This window comes from Nocardioides sp. cx-173 (assembly GCF_021117365.1).
In the GTDB taxonomy this organism is placed as follows: domain Bacteria; phylum Actinomycetota; class Actinomycetes; order Propionibacteriales; family Nocardioidaceae; genus Nocardioides.
In genome coordinates, this window is record NZ_CP088262.1 from 3,086,329 (window position 1) to 3,102,621 (window position 16,293).

15 protein-coding genes are annotated in these 16,293 nt (G+C 72.5%); all 15 read right to left on the reverse strand.

The features are described 5' to 3' along the window. Positions 1-29: 29 nt before the first annotated feature. Entirely contained in the window at positions 30-1,025 is a 996-nt protein-coding gene (locus LQ940_RS15005; protein WP_231244315.1) for an oligopeptide/dipeptide ABC transporter ATP-binding protein, read from the reverse strand. After that, positions 1,022-2,062, reverse strand: coding sequence for an ABC transporter ATP-binding protein (locus tag LQ940_RS15010; RefSeq protein WP_231244316.1), 1,041 nt, complete (start codon positions 2,060-2,062; stop codon positions 1,022-1,024). The genes LQ940_RS15005 and LQ940_RS15010 overlap by 4 nt, the downstream gene beginning before the upstream one ends. Further along, on the reverse strand, positions 2,059-2,961 hold the full coding sequence (locus LQ940_RS15015) for an ABC transporter permease (protein ID WP_231244317.1): 903 nt from the start codon (positions 2,959-2,961) through the stop codon (positions 2,059-2,061). Before LQ940_RS15015 ends, LQ940_RS15010 begins: the two co-directional genes overlap by 4 nt. Continuing rightward, positions 2,958-3,902: an ABC transporter permease gene (locus LQ940_RS15020; RefSeq protein ID WP_231244318.1), complete on the reverse strand. Its 945-nt coding sequence runs from the start codon at positions 3,900-3,902 to the stop codon at positions 2,958-2,960. Before LQ940_RS15020 ends, LQ940_RS15015 begins: the two co-directional genes overlap by 4 nt. Positions 3,903-3,981: 79 nt before the next feature. Then, on the reverse strand, positions 3,982-4,422 hold the full coding sequence (locus LQ940_RS15025) for a GlcG/HbpS family heme-binding protein (RefSeq protein WP_231244319.1): 441 nt from the start codon (positions 4,420-4,422) through the stop codon (positions 3,982-3,984). Positions 4,423-4,424: 2 nt separating this feature from the next. Next, positions 4,425-5,585, reverse strand: coding sequence for a hydroxylase (locus LQ940_RS15030; RefSeq protein ID WP_231244320.1), 1,161 nt, complete (start codon positions 5,583-5,585; stop codon positions 4,425-4,427). A gap of 113 nt (positions 5,586-5,698) precedes the next feature. After that, entirely contained in the window at positions 5,699-6,598 is a 900-nt protein-coding gene (locus tag LQ940_RS15035; protein WP_231244321.1) for an IclR family transcriptional regulator, read from the reverse strand. After that, positions 6,595-7,926: an MFS transporter gene (locus LQ940_RS15040; protein WP_231244322.1), complete on the reverse strand. Its 1,332-nt coding sequence runs from the start codon at positions 7,924-7,926 to the stop codon at positions 6,595-6,597. Before LQ940_RS15040 ends, LQ940_RS15035 begins: the two co-directional genes overlap by 4 nt. Next, positions 7,919-9,157: a flavin reductase gene (locus LQ940_RS15045; RefSeq protein WP_231244323.1), complete on the reverse strand. Its 1,239-nt coding sequence runs from the start codon at positions 9,155-9,157 to the stop codon at positions 7,919-7,921. The genes LQ940_RS15040 and LQ940_RS15045 overlap by 8 nt, the downstream gene beginning before the upstream one ends. A 45-nt stretch (positions 9,158-9,202) precedes the next feature. Then, entirely contained in the window at positions 9,203-10,039 is an 837-nt protein-coding gene (locus LQ940_RS15050) for an alpha/beta fold hydrolase (protein ID WP_231244324.1), read from the reverse strand. 238 nt (positions 10,040-10,277) lie between these two features. Further along, positions 10,278-11,057: an enoyl-CoA hydratase/isomerase family protein gene (locus LQ940_RS15055; RefSeq protein ID WP_231244325.1), complete on the reverse strand. Its 780-nt coding sequence runs from the start codon at positions 11,055-11,057 to the stop codon at positions 10,278-10,280. A gap of 29 nt (positions 11,058-11,086) precedes the next feature. Further along, positions 11,087-12,538 (reverse strand): aldehyde dehydrogenase family protein, encoded by a 1,452-nt coding sequence (locus tag LQ940_RS15060; protein WP_231244326.1) that lies wholly within the window; start codon positions 12,536-12,538, stop codon positions 11,087-11,089. A gap of 3 nt (positions 12,539-12,541) precedes the next feature. After that, entirely contained in the window at positions 12,542-13,804 is a 1,263-nt protein-coding gene (locus LQ940_RS15065; protein ID WP_231244327.1) for a CaiB/BaiF CoA transferase family protein, read from the reverse strand. Next, positions 13,801-14,931: a citramalate synthase gene (locus LQ940_RS15070; RefSeq protein WP_231244328.1), complete on the reverse strand. Its 1,131-nt coding sequence runs from the start codon at positions 14,929-14,931 to the stop codon at positions 13,801-13,803. The genes LQ940_RS15065 and LQ940_RS15070 overlap by 4 nt, the downstream gene beginning before the upstream one ends. Next, positions 14,928-16,289, reverse strand: a complete 1,362-nt coding sequence (locus tag LQ940_RS15075; protein ID WP_231244329.1) for an MmgE/PrpD family protein — start codon at positions 16,287-16,289, stop codon at positions 14,928-14,930. Before LQ940_RS15075 ends, LQ940_RS15070 begins: the two co-directional genes overlap by 4 nt. Positions 16,290-16,293 lie beyond the last annotated feature (4 nt).

The window sequence follows — 16,293 nt, forward strand, 5'->3', positions numbered from 1 at the left end:
CCCGGCGAAACTGCCTGCCGCCGGTGGCGTCATCCCACCGGCTGGGGAGTGCTGACCGGGTGGTGGCAGGCGACCTGATGGCCCGGCTCGAGCTCGACGAGCTCCGGCTCGGTGGTGTGACACAGCTCGGTGGCGGCGGGGCAGCGCGCCGCGAACGGGCAGCCGGCACTCGGCGCCTTGCGGGAGATCTCGTTGCGCGCTCGGCGGGGCTTGCGCTCGGCGCCGGGGTTGGGGATCGAGTCGAGCAGCAGCGTCGTGTAGTGGTGCAGCGGCCGGGCGTAGAGGGCGGTGGCGGGCGCGAGCTCGCAGATCTTGCCGAGGTACATCACCGCCACCCGGTCGCTGATGTTCTTCACGACCGCGAGGTCGTGGGAGATGAAGATCATCGACAGGTGGTGCTCGGCCTTCATCTTCTCCAGCAGGTTGAGCACCGCCGCCTGCACCGAGACGTCCAGTGCGGAGACCGGCTCGTCGCAGATCAGCACCTCAGGGTTCTGCACGACCGCGCGCGCGATCGAGATCCGCTGGCACTGCCCGCCGGAGAGCTCGTGCGGACGGCGGTCGGCCATCCGCTCGTCGACGCCGACGTCCTCGAGCGCCGCCAGGGCGGTCTTGCGCACCTCGGGGTGCCCGACCAGGCGCAGCGGGTCGGCCACGATCTCCAGCGCCGTGCGGCGCGGGTTGAGCGAGGAGATCGGGTCCTGGAAGACCAGCTGGATCCGGCGCCGCAGCGGGCGCAGGCGCCGTTGGCTGAGCCCGGTCAGCGGCTGGCCCGCGAGCATCACCTCGCCGGAGGTGGGGGGCGGCAGCTGCACCAGGGACTTGCCCAGCGAGGACTTGCCGCAGCCGGACTCCCCCACCACGCCGAGGGTCTCGCCCTGGAGCAGGTCGAGGTCGACGCCGCGTACGGCGCGCACGGGGGCACCCTTGGCGGAGCGGTACTCCACGACGATGTCGCGGGCGGAGAGGACCACCTGCCGCTCAACGGGCTCGGTCTGGGGCGCGGAGGTCTGGGCGATGCTCATCGGGGGCTCACCTCGAAGGTCGGTTCCGGGCGCTCGGTCGACGGGTCGGGCAGATCGACCGACGTGGGGTTGTGGCAGGCGGCCGCGGAGAGCGTGCCCTCGTCGGCGGTGAGAGGCGGCCGGACGTGGGCGCAGACGTCGAGCGCCTGCGGGCAGCGGGCGCGGAACGGGCAGCCCACCGGCCGGTCGACCAGGTTCGGCGCTCGCCCGCTGATCGTGTTGAGCACCGTGTGCGGGGGGTCCTCGAGGCGCGGGCGCGCCCCCTCCAGCAGCCGGGTGTAGGGGTGCCGGCCGTGCTCGAAGACGTCCCGGGCGCCGCCGCGCTCGACCACCTCGCCGGCGTACATCACCGACACCTGGTCGCAGCGTTCGGCGATCAGCCCCAGGTCGTGGGAGACCAGCAGGATCGCCAGGCCGCGCTCCTCGCGCAGCTCGTCGAACAGGTCCAGGATCTGCGCCTGGACGGTGACGTCCAGCGCCGTGGTCGGCTCGTCGGCGATGAGCAGCTGCGGGTCGCAGGCCAGCGCGATCGCGATCATCACCCGCTGGCGCTGACCGCCGGACAGCTCATGGGGGAAGGAGCGCAGCCGTCCCTCCGGGTCGGGCAGGTCCACCTGGTGGAGCAGCTCGACGGCGCGCGCGAGCGCCTCGCGCTTGGAGACGCCCCGGTGGCGTCGGATGGGCATGGCCAGCTGCTGGCCGATGCGCATCACCGGGTTGAGCGCGGTCATCGGGTCCTGGAAGACCATGGCGATCTGCTGCCCGCGGATCTCCTGGCGCATCTCTTTCTCGGAGAGCGCCGCCAGGTCGCGACCGCGGTAGCCGATCCGGCCGGCGCGGTGGGCGATGCTGCGTTGCGGGAGGATGCCGAGGATCGAGCGGGCCGTGACGGACTTGCCGGAGCCGCTCTCGCCGACGAGGCCGTGCACCTCGCCCTCCCCGATGCGCAGGTCGACGCCGTTGATCACCTGGGCGACTCCGCGGGCCGTGCTGAAGTGCATCTCGAGGCCCTCGACCTCGAGCAGGGGGGCGCTCACAGGGCTGCCTCCTTGATGTCGAACTTCCGGTTGAGCTCCTCGGCCAGGAAGTACAGGGCCAGGAGCGTCACGAACATGGCGCCGGCGGGCAGCAGTGCGATGTGCGGGGCGGAGTCGAAGTCCGAGCGGCCGTCGCCCATCATCGTGCCCCAGCTCGAGGTGGGCGGCGGCACGCCGAGGCCCAGGAAGCTGAGCGAGCCCTCGGCCACGATCGCCACCGCGACGAGCACGGTCGCGAACGCGATCACCGGCCCCACGACGTTCGGCACGATCTCGCGGCGCAGGATCCGCCAGCTGCCCGACCCCATCCCGCGCGAGGCGATGACGAACTCGCGCTCCGCGAAGCCGAGGGTGGCCGCGCGGGTCACGCGCGCCACCTGCGGCGCGGCGATGAACCCGATGCCGATGATGATCGTCTTGAGCCCGGGGCCCATGAAGACGCTCAGCGCGATCAGCGCCACCAGGGAGGGGAAGGCGAGCAGGATGTCCATGACGCCGTTGATGATCCGCGAGAGCCAGCCGCCGAAGTAGCCGGAAATCAGCCCGAGCACCGCGCCGACCAGGACCGCGAGGGCGATGCCGCCGATGCCGACGGTGAGGCTCACCCGCCCGCCGATCAGCAGCCGGCTCAGCATGTCGCGACCGATCGTGTCGGTGCCGAGCCAGTGGTCGACGTGACCGGGGGGCACCGCGATGGCGGCGTAGTCGCTGCGGTCGGGGTCGGGTAGGGGAAGCAACGGGAAGAGGACCGCGCCGAGGACCAGCAGCGCGATCCAGGCGGCGGACAGCATGGTCACCCAGCGGACCTTGCGACGAGCACGGGGCTCGGCCGGCGGGGCCACCCCGGCCCCGGCCGCGGTGAGGTCGGTCCGATCGCCGGCGGTCGGGGTCATGGTCATGCGCGCACCCTTGGGTCGAGGACGGTGTAGAAGATGTCGACGAGGAAGTTGGCGACGACGTACGTCGCGGCGATCAGCAGGATCAGCCCCTGGACCATCACGTAGTCGCGGCCGTTGATGCTGCTGAACAGCAGGGTCCCGACGCCGGGCAGGCCGCAGATCAGCTCGATGACGATGGTGCCGCCCACCAGGTGCCCGATGTTGACGCCGACCACGGTGATCAGCGTCGGCAGGGAGGGCTTGAGCGCGTAGCGGGTGAGGATCGTCGAGGGCTTGAGCCCGACCGAGCGGGCCAGCAGGATGTAGTCCTCCTGCAGGGTGCGGATCATCTCGGTGCGCAGGATCCTCAGATACACCGGGATCAGCCCCGCCGAGAGCGCGATCGTCGGTATCAGCAGGGACTTGATGCTCTCGCCGACGTCCTCGGACAGCGGCACGAAGCCCAGCGCCGGCAGGACCTGCAGCTTCACCGCCAGCAGGAACACCAGCAGCACGGCGACCATGAAGTGCGGCAGCGCCTGGAAGCCGAACGTGATGACGGCGACCACGCGGTCGATCCAGGAGTCGCGGCGGTTGGCCGCGATGGTGGCGAGCGGGATCGCGATCGCGAGCGAGACGATCTCGGCCATCACCAGCAGCTGCAGGGTGACCGGCAGCCGGTCGGCCACGGCGGCGAGCACCGTCTCCCCCGTGCGGTAGGACTGCCCCAGGTCGCCCTGCAGCAGGCCGCCCAGCCAGGAGAAGTAGCGCTCCATGAGCGGCTGGTCGAGGCCCAGGCTCTTCCGCACGGCCTCGACCGCCTCCGCCGAAGGGGCGTCGCTAGAGGCGACGATCACCTCGGCGGTGTCGCCGGGGAGCAGGTCCAGGAGGACGTAGACCAGGAACGTCACGCCCAGCAGCACCCCCACCAGGTGTGCCACCCGGATAGCCGCGATCCGCATCGTGTCCTCCTGCTCGGGTCGACGACGCCTCGGTGTGACGCGCGTCATGCGGCAGCGTATGGCCGCTCCCGAGGGGCAACTACCGGCCCGTGCCGCCGGCTGGCACGACGCCGGACGGCGCCTGAGCGAGGGTCGCGACAGCGTGTTCGGCGACCGCGACGTCGACCTCGGGGGCGGCGCCGCTCACGCCGATGGCACCCACGACGGCACCCTCCTCGCGGATCAGGATCCCGCCGGGCAGGGTCGTGGCCGCGAACGGGAGCTGGTCGTCGGCGAGACGCCAGACGTCGGGGTGGGCGTCGCGCATCGCCGCCAGCTCCGCGGACGGCCGTCCGAAGGCGACCGCCGTGCGCGCCTTGCTGCGGGCGATGCCCAGGGTGAACCAGCCGGCCTCGTCCATGCGGGCGGAGGCGACCTCGATCCCGCCGGCGTCGACCACCACCATGCTCAGGCGCAGGGACGAGGCGGCCGCGGCCTCCTGCACCTGCGTCAGCAGCCGCTGCGCGGTCTCGAGCCTCATCCTCAGTACCTCACACCGGCCGGGACGGGCTGGCCGAACAGCTGGAGGCCGTAGCCCTCGTAGGTCAGCTCGGCGGCGTTGTTGATGTGGTTCATGGCGGCGTGCAGGTCGCGCCAGAACCGCTGGAAGGGCAGGTCGCGGCGCAGCGCTCCGCCACCGGCGTGCATGAAGAGCTCGTCGACGGCGTCCACCGCGCGGCGTACCGAGCGCACCTGGTTGCGCCGCACCTCCAGGCGGAGTGCGGGCGTGAGCGCGTCCTTGGCGCCCGCCTCGTAGACGCGGTTGATGTCGTTGAGGAACTGCAGCCGGCTGGCCGCGATGTCGGAGGAGGCGGCGCCCAGGACGGCGAGCTGGTGCGGGCTGCCGGCGACGGCGGCACCGCGGGCGTCGACGCGCTCGCGGGTGTGCTCGACGAACGCATGGAGCGCGCCCTCGGCGATCGCGAGGGTGCCGGCGGTGATCGCGCCGGAGAACATGGTCGGGAACGGCATCCGGTAGAGCGGGTTGGTGCGGCGCAGCTCGGCGCTCGGAAGCGCCTGCGGGTCCACGAGCCGGTCCGGGCTGATGTAGGCGTCCTTGATGACGATGTCCTTGCTGCCCGTGCCCTCGAGGCCGATGACGTCCCAGGAGTCGGCGACGATCTCGTAGTCCGAGCGCGGCAGGATGAAGTGGCGCACCGCGCGAGCCGGGTCGGCGACGACCCCGTCGGCATCGGTGAGCATGCCGCCCAGGAAGATCCACTGGCAGTGGTCGGTGCCGGACGAGAACGACCAGCGGCCGCTGAGCAGCCAGCCCTCGCCCTCCGGCTTGGCCCGGCCCATCGGGGCGTACGGCGAGGCGATCCAGGTGTCCGGGTCCTCGCCCCAGACCGCCTGCTGGAGGTCGTGGTCGCACATGGCCATCTCCCACGGGTGCACGCCGACGACGCTGGAGACCCAGCCCGCTGCCCCCGACCTGGCGCCGACGGCGAGCACGGCCTCGAAGAACTCCACCGGGTGCACCTCGTCGCCGCCGAACTCGGCCGGTTGGAGGAGACGCGTGACGCCGGTCCAGCGGATGCGGTCGGCCACCTCGTCGGTGAGCCGGCCGAGCCGCTCACACTCCGGGCCGCTCTCGGCGAGGAAGTCGCCCTGCTTCTCGATCCGCTCGAGCACCTCGGTCATGCGCTGCTCCCTCACTTGCTGGTCACCGGAGCCCTCTCCGGGCCGGCGACCCGATGATCGACCCCGCGCCGGCCCGGACGAAGTGATCCGTGCCACGGTCCGGAACCCCGGGGTCAGCCGGCCGTGGCCTCCAGGCCCTGGTCCACCAGGCGGCGGGCGTACAGCGCCGAGATCTCCCGCGCCGCCGACTGCACCTGCTTGGCCAGCGCCACGGGGTCGAAGCGTCCGGTGGGCCCGGAGACGGACACCGCCGCCACCGCCACGCCTTGGCTGATGATCGGCGCGGCGACGCAGGTCAGGCCGAGCGCCGCCTCCTCCCGGTCGAAGGCGACCCCATGCTTGCGCACCTGGTTGAGCTCGGAGACGAAGAGTCCCGGGGCCGCGATCGAGTGCGGCGTACGACGAGCCAGGCCCTCCTGCAGGATCTGCTCGACCGCCTCTCGGTGACCGAACGGCAGCATGGCCTTCCCCAGCGCCGAGCACGAGGCCCGCATCCGGCCGCCGACCTTGGTCGGCACCCTGACGTTCCCGTGACCATGGATCTTGTCGAGGTAGACCACGTCCACTCCGTCCAGCACCGCGAGGTGGACGACGTAGCGGCTGCGCAGGAAGAGGTCGCTGAGGAACGGGCCCGCGATGCTGCGCAGATCGCCGTGGCTGCACATGGGGACGCAGTTGCCCAGCTCGAAGAGCATCCGGTCGAGCCGGTAGTCGGTGCCGGAGCGCTCCAGGTAGCCGCTCGCCTCGAGCTGGGCCAGCAGCCGGAACGCGGTGGACTTGGGCAGCCCGGTCAGCCGCGCCAGCTCACTTACCCCCGCGACCGGTCCCACCCCGCGGAACGACGCGAGCAGGCGCAGAGCCTTGCTCACCGAGGTCACCGCGGGGCCGTCGTCGTCCGCCGGGGACTCCGGCAATGCCTGAACCGAAGAGATTCCCCCCACGGGCATGGGCTGCACCGACATCGCATCCTCCCTCGAGCCGCCGACCACGTCGTCGACGGTGACCAGCGTCACGCCTCGGAGCCCGGAGCGCAAGCCCGGAGCGTTCCATCTTTCGGAACACCGCCTGGAGCGCCCGGACCGCTCCGGTCCCGGGGGTCGTCGAGCCGGCGCAGAACCGCCCCGCCGCGCCAGCCTCCGAAGGCGAGGGCGAGCAGCCCGAGAGCGACCGCTCCGCCCGCCACCGTGACCTGGGGGCCGACGCGATCCGAGAGCCACCCCTGCCCCAGCGCCCCCAGAGGGAAGCTGCCCGTGAAGATCATGATCCGCACCGCGAGCACCCGCCCCCGCACGTGGTCGGCCACGATCAGCTGGATCGCGGTGTTGGCGGACGAGACCACCGCCAGGAACGAGGCGCCGACCAGCATGAGCGAGAGCGCCGCCAGCGGCAGGTTGGGAGCGGCGGCGAAGCCGAGCATGCCCAGGGCGCACAGCGGCAGCGCCCAGCGCACCATCCGCGACAGCGTCAGGCGCAGGAAGCCACCGGACACCAGGGGCGCCGCGAGCAGCGAGCCGATGCCGAGGGCGGCGTTCAACAGGCCGAGGCCCACCGCGCCGACGGTGAAGATCTCGTCGGCGAACACCACGGTGAACCCGAAGATCGGGTTGGCGAAGAAGCCGATCAGCACCGAGACGATGATCGCCACCTGGATGCCGCGCTGGCCCCGGACGTAGCGCAGCGCCTCGGCGAAGCCGCTGAAGGTGCCTGCGGTGCCGGGTACGGCACCGGGTCGCGGGCGCGCGCGGACGGTGAACAGCGCCCAGATCACGAAGCCGAACGACAGCGCGTTGAGCAGGAACGCCCAGCCGGGGCCCAGGGTGGCCAGCAGCAGCCCGGCGATGGCCGGCCCGATCGAGCGGGCGGCGTTGAACTGCAGCGAGTTGAGCGCGATCGCCGACGTGAGGTCGGCACGCGGCACCAGGTCGTTCACGAAGGACTGCCAGCTGGGCAGGTTGATCCCGTGGAACACACCGCTCACCGCCATCACGGCCATGATCGCCACAGGCTCGTGTCTGCCGACGAACCACAGCACGCACAGCCCGGCCGCCGCGAGCGCGCCGCCGGCCTGGGTGGCGAGCAGCAGGCGGCGGCGGTCGAAGCGGTCGGCGAGGCTGCCCCCGAGTGGTGCGCACAGGACCCCGGGCAGGAACTGCGCGAGCGCAGCCAGTCCCACCCAGAACGCGCTCTGGGTGAGCTCGTAGAGGACGTACGGGACCGCCAGGTTGGTGAGCCAGGTGCCGACGTTGGAGGCCAGTGCGCCGCACCAGAAGATCAGGTAGTCGCGGTGCCGGAACGCACGCACGGAGTAGGCGAGCCCGCGGGCGTCGGCGAGGTCACCCATCCGCGTCGGCCGGGGCGGCACGGTAGGCGGCCGTCACCCGCTCGGCGGCGGACGTGAGCGCCCGGGTCCACTCCTCCACCCGGGCGCCGTCGACGTCGCACGGCAGCCGGCTCAGCCGCAGCACCTGGGCCACCTCGCCGTCGACCCCGAAGATGGGCGCGACGATGGACTGCACGTCGTAGCGGCGCCCGGCCACCACCTCGACGGGCTCGTAGGCCGCGGAGAGCCGCTCGATCTCCCGCTCGATCTCCCGGTGCCGCGACGGCGTCAGCCGGCCCGAGGAGTTCTCCCGGAGGAGGTCGTGCAGCCGGGTGTCCGCATCCTCGCCGACCATTGCCATCGACCACCCTCGCTCCCGGGCGGTGGCCAGGCGCTGGCGGTACGCCTCGCGCCGGTCCCTGCCCGCGGCGGAGAGCCAGGCGTCGACCTCGTCCGGGCCCCGCCAGGCGACGTACAGGTCACCCAGCGGCGGGCGCAGCGGCACCCGGTTGCCCGGCGCGGCGCGGGTGGACGTGCCCGGCGCGGTGCTCACCGCCACGATCACGAGGTCGCCGCCGCCGCGCGACAGGAGCGAGCACTCGACCTCCAGGCCGCGAGCCAGCCGGTCCATCTCGGGGCGCGCCAGCTCCGCGAGCCGCACCCCCTTGATCAGGTCCGCCTCGGGCAGCGCCATCATCGAGCTCGGCACGAAGCGTCCGTAGCCGCCCTGGAAGAACAGCAGCGGCTGGACGGCCCGGGTGACCCGCAGGCGCTCGACCCGGCCGAGGACGAGGACATGGTCGCCGGCCGGGGTCACGTCGTGGTAGCCGCACTCGATCCACGCCACCACGTCGTCGAGGATCGGGGCGCCCCCGGGGGCGGGCGTCCAGCCGAGGTCGTCGAACGGCCTGGCGCCGGGCGTCGCGAAGCTGCGGCACACCGACTCCTGGTCGGCGGCGAGCACGTTGACGCAGATGGACGACGCCGTGCGCAGTCGCGCGAAGGTCCGCGAGGTGCGCGTCGGCAGGAAGGCGATCAGCGGGGGGTCGAGCGAGACCGAGGTGAAGGAGCCGATGGTCATGCCGACCGGCTGCCCCGTGGCGTCGATACCGGACACGACGACCACGCCGGTGGGGTAGTGCCCGAGAACCTCGCGGTACTTCAGGTCCTCGAAGCCGCGCGTGGCCGGAGGGCGACCGGACGCGTCGCGCCCGGTCGCCTTCGCCGCGAGCGCCGTCGAGGCCGTCGCCATGGTGCTGCTCCTCTCCCCCGCCCCCCCGAGGGGCGGAAGGGAATGTCAGTTGTTCTCGATGAAGTCCGCGACGACGCGGTTGAACTCCTCCGCGTGCTCCACCTGGGCCCAGTGACCGCAGCGGTTGAGCAGCAGCAGCCGGGAGTCGGGGATGAGGGCGACTAGGCGCAGGGAGTTCTCGTAGTGCACGACGCGGTCGTCGCGGCCGTGGATCAGCAGGGCCGGGACGCGGATCCCCGCGACCTGCTCCTCGGCCGGGAAGTCGCGCTTGTTGCGGACGCCGGCCAGGAAGTTGGCGACGTGGTCGGGGTGCTTGAGCAGGCTGTCCAGGCGGACCCGGGCCCGCTCCTCGCGCTGGTCTCCGGAGTCGTAGCTCATCACGTCGACGAGCTCGAGCATCGTCTCCATCGACGGCTGGCGGTAGCCCTTCTGCAGGATCTTGAGTCCCTCGGAGGGACCGTCTCCGGCACCGAAGATCTTCACCCCGGCGGCTCCGGCGCCCATGGTGATGAGGTGCGACTGGCGCTCGGGGTGCTCGACGGCGAAGCGGATCGTGGTGGCGCCGCCCATCGAGTTGCCGATGAAGGCCGCCTTGTCGATGCCCAGCTCATCCAGGAACTCCAGGGCGGTCTGCACATGGTTGCGCTGGTCGGGGGCGACGGTGTCCGACTCGCCCCAGCCCGGCATGTCCACGGCGTAGCAGGTGAACCTCTCGGCGAGCTCGACGATGTTCGGCCCGAAGTTGCTCCAGCCGGTGGCGCCAGGGCCGCTGCCGTGCAGGAGGAGGACCGGGGGGCCTTCACCGGCCTGGTTGTAGTGCACCTTGCCGGAGGGCAGGGAGACGTAGCGGCTGGTCGAATCGAACGTGAGGTCGAGGGTCATGGAGGGGTCCTCTCTGGACGGGGTCCGGCCAGGCGGGCGGCGCCTTCTGGCGCCGGCTGTCAGGTGCCTGGCTCGGGAGGGTCGGTGTGGTCAGCGTGCCGTGATGCGACGCCGATCACGAGACATCGGTGCCGTGGGCCGGAACGCCGGTCAGTGTCCGCGGAGGACCCGCTCGACCGCGATGATCTCGGCCCCCATGTCGCCGAGGGTCATCGCGGCGTACGGCGCCGAGCGGGCCTCAGCGGCCCTGCCACTGGGGCTCCCGGCGCTCGAGGAACGCCCGGGCCCCTTCCTTCTGGTCCTCGGACATGTAGACGTCCGGCCCCGCGTCCATCCGGATCGCGCTGTGCGGGGGCAGCCCCGCGGTCTTGCGGTAGGTGAGCTTGAGCCGCTGCAGCGACAGCGGGGCCGACGAGATCACGTCACCGAGCCAGTCGAGCCCCTCCTGGAGGACGTCCTCGCCGGGGAGCACCTTGTTGACCAGGCCCCAGCGCTCGGCCTCCTCCAGCGGGATGCGCCGGCCGGTGTAGAGCCACTCCATCGCGATGCCCGGGGGCACGGTCACCGGCAGCATGACCGAGGCGAAGTGGGCGCCGCGGGCCCGCTTGGACTCCGGGACCCCGAAGAACGCGGTCGGCGCGGCGACCCGCATGTCGCACGACAGGGCCAGCTCGAAGCCGCCCGCCATCGCCGGACCGTTGATGATCCCGACCGTCGGCTTGCGGGTGTCGATCATGACCTCCATCAGGCTGCGCCGGTTGTTGTGCAGCGGCCCGTAGAACGGCTTGCCCTGGTCGGCCATGTCGCGAGCGCCCTTGAGGTCGGCGCCCGAGCAGAAGCTCGTGCCGGTTCCGGTGATCGCGATGACGTAGACGTCCGGGTCGTGGTCGGCCTCGATCAGCGCCTGGACCAGCGCGTCGTTGAGGTCCATGTTGAGGGCGTTGCGGACCTCGGGACGGTTGAGGGTCAGCAGGCGCACCTTGCCGTGGTCCTCGATCTTCAGCACGGGCTCGGTCATGGCATCTCCTGGGGTCGAAGGGGTGAGGGTCAGGCGGGAGGCTCGGCGCGCACCGTCACCCACTGGGTGTCGGTGAACGCCTCGAGGTTGGCGCGCTGGCCGCCGTGGCGGGCGCCGTTGCCGGACAGGCCGACGCCGCCGAACGGCACCACGGCCTCGTCGTTGATCGTCTGGTCGTTGATGTGCACCAGGCCCGTGGGGACCAGGTCGGCGAGCGCGAGGCCCTTCATGACGTCGCGGGTGATGATGCCCAGCGACAGCCCGTAGTCGGAGTCGCGCGCCAGTGCGGCGGCCTCCTCCAGCGAGCCGAACGTCATGACCGGCGCCACGGGCCCGAAGACCTCCTGCGCGTACGCCGGCGTGCTGGTCGTGACGCCGGTGAGCACCGTGGGAGCGTAGAAGAGCCCGTCGTAGGTGCCGCCGGCCTCCACGGTGGCGCCGCCGTTGACGCTGTCGGTGACGATCTGGTGCACGCGGTCGCGCTGCGAGGCGTCGATCAGCGGGCCGATCGCGATCCCGGCCTGGGTCGGGTCGCCGACGGGCATGGCCCGGGCGACCTCGGCCAGCCCGGCGACGTACTCACGGGCGATGCTCTCGTGCACGAGGTGCCGGCCGGTGGCCATGCAGATCTGGCCCTGGTGGATGAACGAGCCCCGCGCGCCGGCGCCGACCGCACGCTCGAGGTCGGCGTCGTCGAGGACCACCATGGCGGAGTTGCCGCCGAGCTCGAGGTGCAGCCGCTTGAGGTACGGCGCCGCGGCCGCGGCGATCGCCTGACCGCCGCGAGTGGAGCCGGTGAACGCCAGCACGGGCACGTCGGGGTGCCGCACGAGCGCCTCGCCGACATCGGCCCCGCCGGGGAGCACGTGCAGGAGGCCCGGGGGCAGCCCGGCCTCCTCGAAGATCCGGGCGAAGACCACGCCGCCCACGACGGGGGTCCGCGGGTCGGGCTTGAGCACCACGGCGTTGCCGAGCGCCAGCGCCGGCGCGACCGAGCGCAGCGCCAGCAGGATGGGGGCGTTGAACGGGGCGATGACCCCGACGACACCCACCGGCACCTGACGGCTGAACGACAGCCGGGGCTGCGCCGAGCGCAGCATCTCGCCGTACGGCGCGGACGCGAGGGCGGCCGCCTGGTCGCACTCGTCGGCGCCGGTGGCGCCCTGGCCGTAGGCCATGGGGCGGATCGCGCCGGTCTCGCGGCCGGTCCACTCGCCGATCTCGTCGGTGTGCTCGAGCCACAGGTCGGCGGCGCGCGAGAGCACCTTGGCCCGGTCGCGGTAGCTCAGGGCGGCCCACTCGCGCTGCGCGACGACGGCCCGCGCGACCGCGGCGTCGACGTCCTCGGTCGTGGCCAGCCCGACCTGCGCGAGGACCTGGCCGGTGGCGGGCTCGACGACGTCGACGGTCTGCTTCGACTCCGTCCAGCCGTCGGAGAAGATCGAGCGCTCCCAGGTGCGGTCGCCCAGCAGCTCACCCATCGCTCAGCCCGCCTGTCCGGCCGGCGCGGCCACGGACGCCTCGGTGGCACCGACCACGCCCTCGTCGATCAGCGCCTGCACCTCGTCGTCGGTCATGCCGAGGCGGGAGAGGATGTCGCGGGTGTCGGCTCCGAGCAGCGGCGGCGCCGAGGTGAACGGCAGGTTCTCGCCGTCGACCTGCATCGGCAGCCCCACGACCGCGAAGTCGGGGACCTGCGGGTGCGGCAGCGGCGCGACGGCGCCGAGGGCGATGACCTGAGGGTCGGTGGCCAGCTCGGTCGCGGCGCGCACCGGCGCGTTCGGCACCCCGGCGGCGAGCAGGATCGCGGCGATCTCGTCGCGCTCGAAGGTCGAGGTGACCTCCGACAGCGCGGCGACGACCTCGGCGCGGTGCTCGGAGCGGCCGACGTTGCTGCCGAAGCCCTCGCGGGCGTCGAGCTCGGGGTGGCCGATCGCGTCGAGCAGGCGCAGCCACATCCGCTGGCTGCCCGCCGCGATGAAGATGTGCCCGTCCGAGGTCGGGAAGGCGCCGTACGGCACCACCCCGGGGAAGCCCGAGCCGAGCTTCTCGCGCTTGTTGCCCGCGGCCTGGTTGGTGAGGCTGCCGGCCACCCACTCCAGGGCGGTGTTGAGCAGCGACACGTTGACGTGGCTGCCGACGCCCTCCTGGTCGCGGCGGCGCAGCGCCTCCAGCACGCCGATGACGGCCCACATGGCGGTGCCCTTGTCCAGGATGGACAGCGGCACCCGCGAGGGGCTGCCGTCCGACCCCTCGGGCATCATCGCGACGATGCCGGTGAACGCCTGCAGCAGCGGGTCGTACGCCGGCTCCTCGGCGCGCGGGCCGACCGGCCCGAAGCCGGTCATCTCCAGGTAGACCAGGCGCGGGTTGAGCTCCTGGATCCGCTCCCAGGTGAAGCCGGCCTTGGCCAGTGCCTGGGGCCGCAGGTTCTGCACGAGCACGTCGGCGCCCTTGATCAGCTCCTCCAGCACCGCTGCGCCCCGGGGCGTCTTGAAGTCCAGCTCGATGCTCTGCTTGTTGCGGTTGAGGCCGAGGAACGCGGTGCTCACCCCGTTCCAGGCGGGCGGCGCCCAGGCCCGGGTGTCGTCGCCGTGGCCGACCCGCTCCACCTTGATCACCTCGGCGCCCAGGTCGCCGAGGACCTGCCCGCACATCGGTCCGGCGACGCTGGTGCTCAGCTCGATGACCCGCAGCCCGTGCAGGGAGCCGGGTCGCTCGGAGGTCGGGATCTGGTCGTGGGTCATGGGGTGGGCTCCTGGGGGTTCTCGGGTCGCGCGGGCGACGTGATCGGGGCACGCCACGGCCGGGGGCAGTCGTCGTAGACGCCCGCGCCGAGGCGGAAGTGCTGGGCCTGCTCGATGGTCTCCACCAGCGGCATGTCCATGGCATAGAGAGCGTCGGGGCCGGGCCGGGGTCCCGCCTTGCTGACGTGGCCGTAGAGCTCGTGCCCGACGACCTCCTCGGCCAGGTGCGCGGCCTCGATCAGGGCGGCGAGGTCGACGCCGGTCTCCACGCCCTCGCCCTCGAGCAGGTGCACGAGGTCCTCGGTCGGGATCATCTTGGTCGCGCGTCCGTTGCCGCAGTAGGGGCAGCCGCCCATGCCGCCGATCGAGGAGTCGATGACCAGGGTGTGCTCGGCGCCGAGCGTGCGGAAGGCCTGGTACGCCGAGAGCAGCGCCGTGCCGCGCCCGTCGTGCAGGTGCAGGTGGAAGGTCGTGATCTCCGGGAGCTCCTCGGTGATCGCCCGGATGGTCTCCTCGACCGCGCCGGGCGTGTTCCAGCTCATCGGGTCGCCGATCCAGGTGTGGGTGACCGGGATGCCCGCGGCCTTCCAGGCCGCTGCCTGGAGGTGCAGGTGCTCCATGCGCTGCGCCAGGTCGAAGCCGCCGAGCCAGTTGGAGCCCCAGGCCGCGTTGATCCGGATCGAGGCCTCGGTGACCCCACGGGCCACCGCGCTCTCGATCCGCTGCGGGATCGCGGCGAGCTCCTCGGCCTGACCCCGCGCGGTGTTGCGCTTCACGAAGACGTCGCACAGGTGGACGCTGGTGACGCCGATCTCGGAGTCGGGCGCGAGCTTCGTGCCGACGTACTCCTGGCGCCGCTCCACGCCCTTCTGGTTGAGGGCGAGCGCGAAGTAGTGGACGCCGGGCACCGGCTCGAAGCGGGCGAGCAGCTCGTCGATCTGCGCCATCTGCGGCACCCACTTGGGGCTGACGAAGGAGCCGACGTTGATGCTCTCCAGCCCGGTGCGGCCAAGGGCGTCGAGCAGGCGCAGCTTGTCGTCGAGCGTGATGTCGGCGCTCTCGATCTGCATCCCCTCGCGCATGCCCTCCTCGACGATGCGGACGGTGGGCCTCCCGGCGGCGCTCATCGTCGTCCCCCCAGCGCGTCCTGCAGCCAGTCGAGCGACGGCGCGGTGGGGACCGTCCCGAGCCGGTCGGCGAGGTCGTCGGCCTCGTCCTGCTTCCACCCGGCGCTCGCGAGAGCGGAGCGGACCTTGGCGCGCAGATCCTCGTCGCTGATCGGGTTGCGGGCGTCGCCGTAGGTGACGTCGACGCCGTGGCACACCACCGTGCCGTCGTCGAGCGTGACGGTGACGGTCGTGTGGTGCTCGGCCGCCTCGCTCCCCCGCGCGTCCAGCCGGTACGCCGCCATCAGCTGGCGCACCTGGGGGTCGCCGACGCGCTCGTCGGTGAAGTCCGCGAGCGCGACCGCACCGTCCAGGACGGCCCGGCAGACGGTGTACTCGAGGCTGAACTTGCCCTCGAGTCCGGTGGCCGGCAGGTGGTCGAGCAGCGGGTTGGTCGAGGACAGCGGGAGCGACACCTCGACCGCGGTGACCCGGGAGGGGTCGCCCACCTGGCGGTGCAGCTCGACCGCGGCGTCGATGGCCCGGTGGGTGGCGTAGCAGGACGGGTAGACCTTGAGCGCCCAGTCCGTGACCCACTCGGTCTCCCAGTGCGCCAGGCGCTCGCCCAGCGCCCCGAGCAGCTCCGGGGTGGTCTCGCCGTACATCGCGAAGAACCCGCGGCGCGCCTCGAGCTGCTCGGTGTGGGCGGTGAACCCGCGCCGGGCGAGGCCGATCGCCACGACCGCGTCGCGAGCCGCCAGGCCGGCGTGCAGCGGCTTGGTCATGGTGCCGAAGTTGGCCAGGCTGCCCGCGGCGCTCGACGCCGCGATCCCGAGGGCATGGCGCGTGCGCTCCGCGTCGAGCCCGATGAGGTGCGCCAGCGCGGCGGTGGCGGCGAGCCGGCCCGTCGAGGACGTGTTGTGCCAGCCGCGGCCGTAGTGGTAGTCCAGCGGCAGCGCCTCCGACACCGCGCGGAAGACCGCGTTCCCGATGTCGAAGGCGTGGGTGAGCCGCGCCCCGGACACCGGCTCCTTCTCGGACGCGAGCATCGCGACCAGCGCCGGCACCAGGACGGCGGCGGGGTGCATCGCCATCGACGGCACCGCGTCGTCCCAGTCCAGGGCGTGCGAGAGCGTGCCGTTGACCAGCGCCGCCTGGGAGGGCGACGCGGTCTCGCCGGTCCCCCACAGGGCCGCGGCGCCCGGGGCGCGCTCCCCCTCGAGCCAGTCGAGAAGAGGCCCGGCCACGTCGGCCTCGAGCCCGGCCACCGTCACCGCGACGGTGTCCTGGAGGACCCTCGCCACCGCCCCCGCGGTGGGCGAGACGCCCGACCGCGGGGACGTGGCGAAGGCCGCGATGGTCTCGGTCGCGCCGGTCACTGCT

Coding starts and splice junctions, on each gene's coding strand:
- LQ940_RS15050 (WP_231244324.1), bottom strand. CDS start 10,039: ATGACCCTCGACCTCACGTTCGATTCGACCAGCCGCTACGTCTCCCTG.
- LQ940_RS15015 (WP_231244317.1), bottom strand. CDS start 2,961: ATGACCATGACCCCGACCGCCGGCGATCGGACCGACCTCACCGCGGCC.
- LQ940_RS15065 (WP_231244327.1), bottom strand. CDS start 13,804: ATGACCCACGACCAGATCCCGACCTCCGAGCGACCCGGCTCCCTGCAC.
- LQ940_RS15055 (WP_231244325.1), bottom strand. CDS start 11,057: ATGACCGAGCCCGTGCTGAAGATCGAGGACCACGGCAAGGTGCGCCTG.
- LQ940_RS15025 (WP_231244319.1), bottom strand. CDS start 4,422: ATGAGGCTCGAGACCGCGCAGCGGCTGCTGACGCAGGTGCAGGAGGCC.
- LQ940_RS15030 (WP_231244320.1), bottom strand. CDS start 5,585: ATGACCGAGGTGCTCGAGCGGATCGAGAAGCAGGGCGACTTCCTCGCC.
- LQ940_RS15045 (WP_231244323.1), bottom strand. CDS start 9,157: ATGGCGACGGCCTCGACGGCGCTCGCGGCGAAGGCGACCGGGCGCGAC.
- LQ940_RS15070 (WP_231244328.1), bottom strand. CDS start 14,931: ATGAGCGCCGCCGGGAGGCCCACCGTCCGCATCGTCGAGGAGGGCATG.
- LQ940_RS15005 (WP_231244315.1), bottom strand. CDS start 1,025: ATGAGCATCGCCCAGACCTCCGCGCCCCAGACCGAGCCCGTTGAGCGG.
- LQ940_RS15060 (WP_231244326.1), bottom strand. CDS start 12,538: ATGGGTGAGCTGCTGGGCGACCGCACCTGGGAGCGCTCGATCTTCTCC.
- LQ940_RS15020 (WP_231244318.1), bottom strand. CDS start 3,902: ATGCGGATCGCGGCTATCCGGGTGGCACACCTGGTGGGGGTGCTGCTG.
- LQ940_RS15040 (WP_231244322.1), bottom strand. CDS start 7,926: ATGGGTGACCTCGCCGACGCCCGCGGGCTCGCCTACTCCGTGCGTGCG.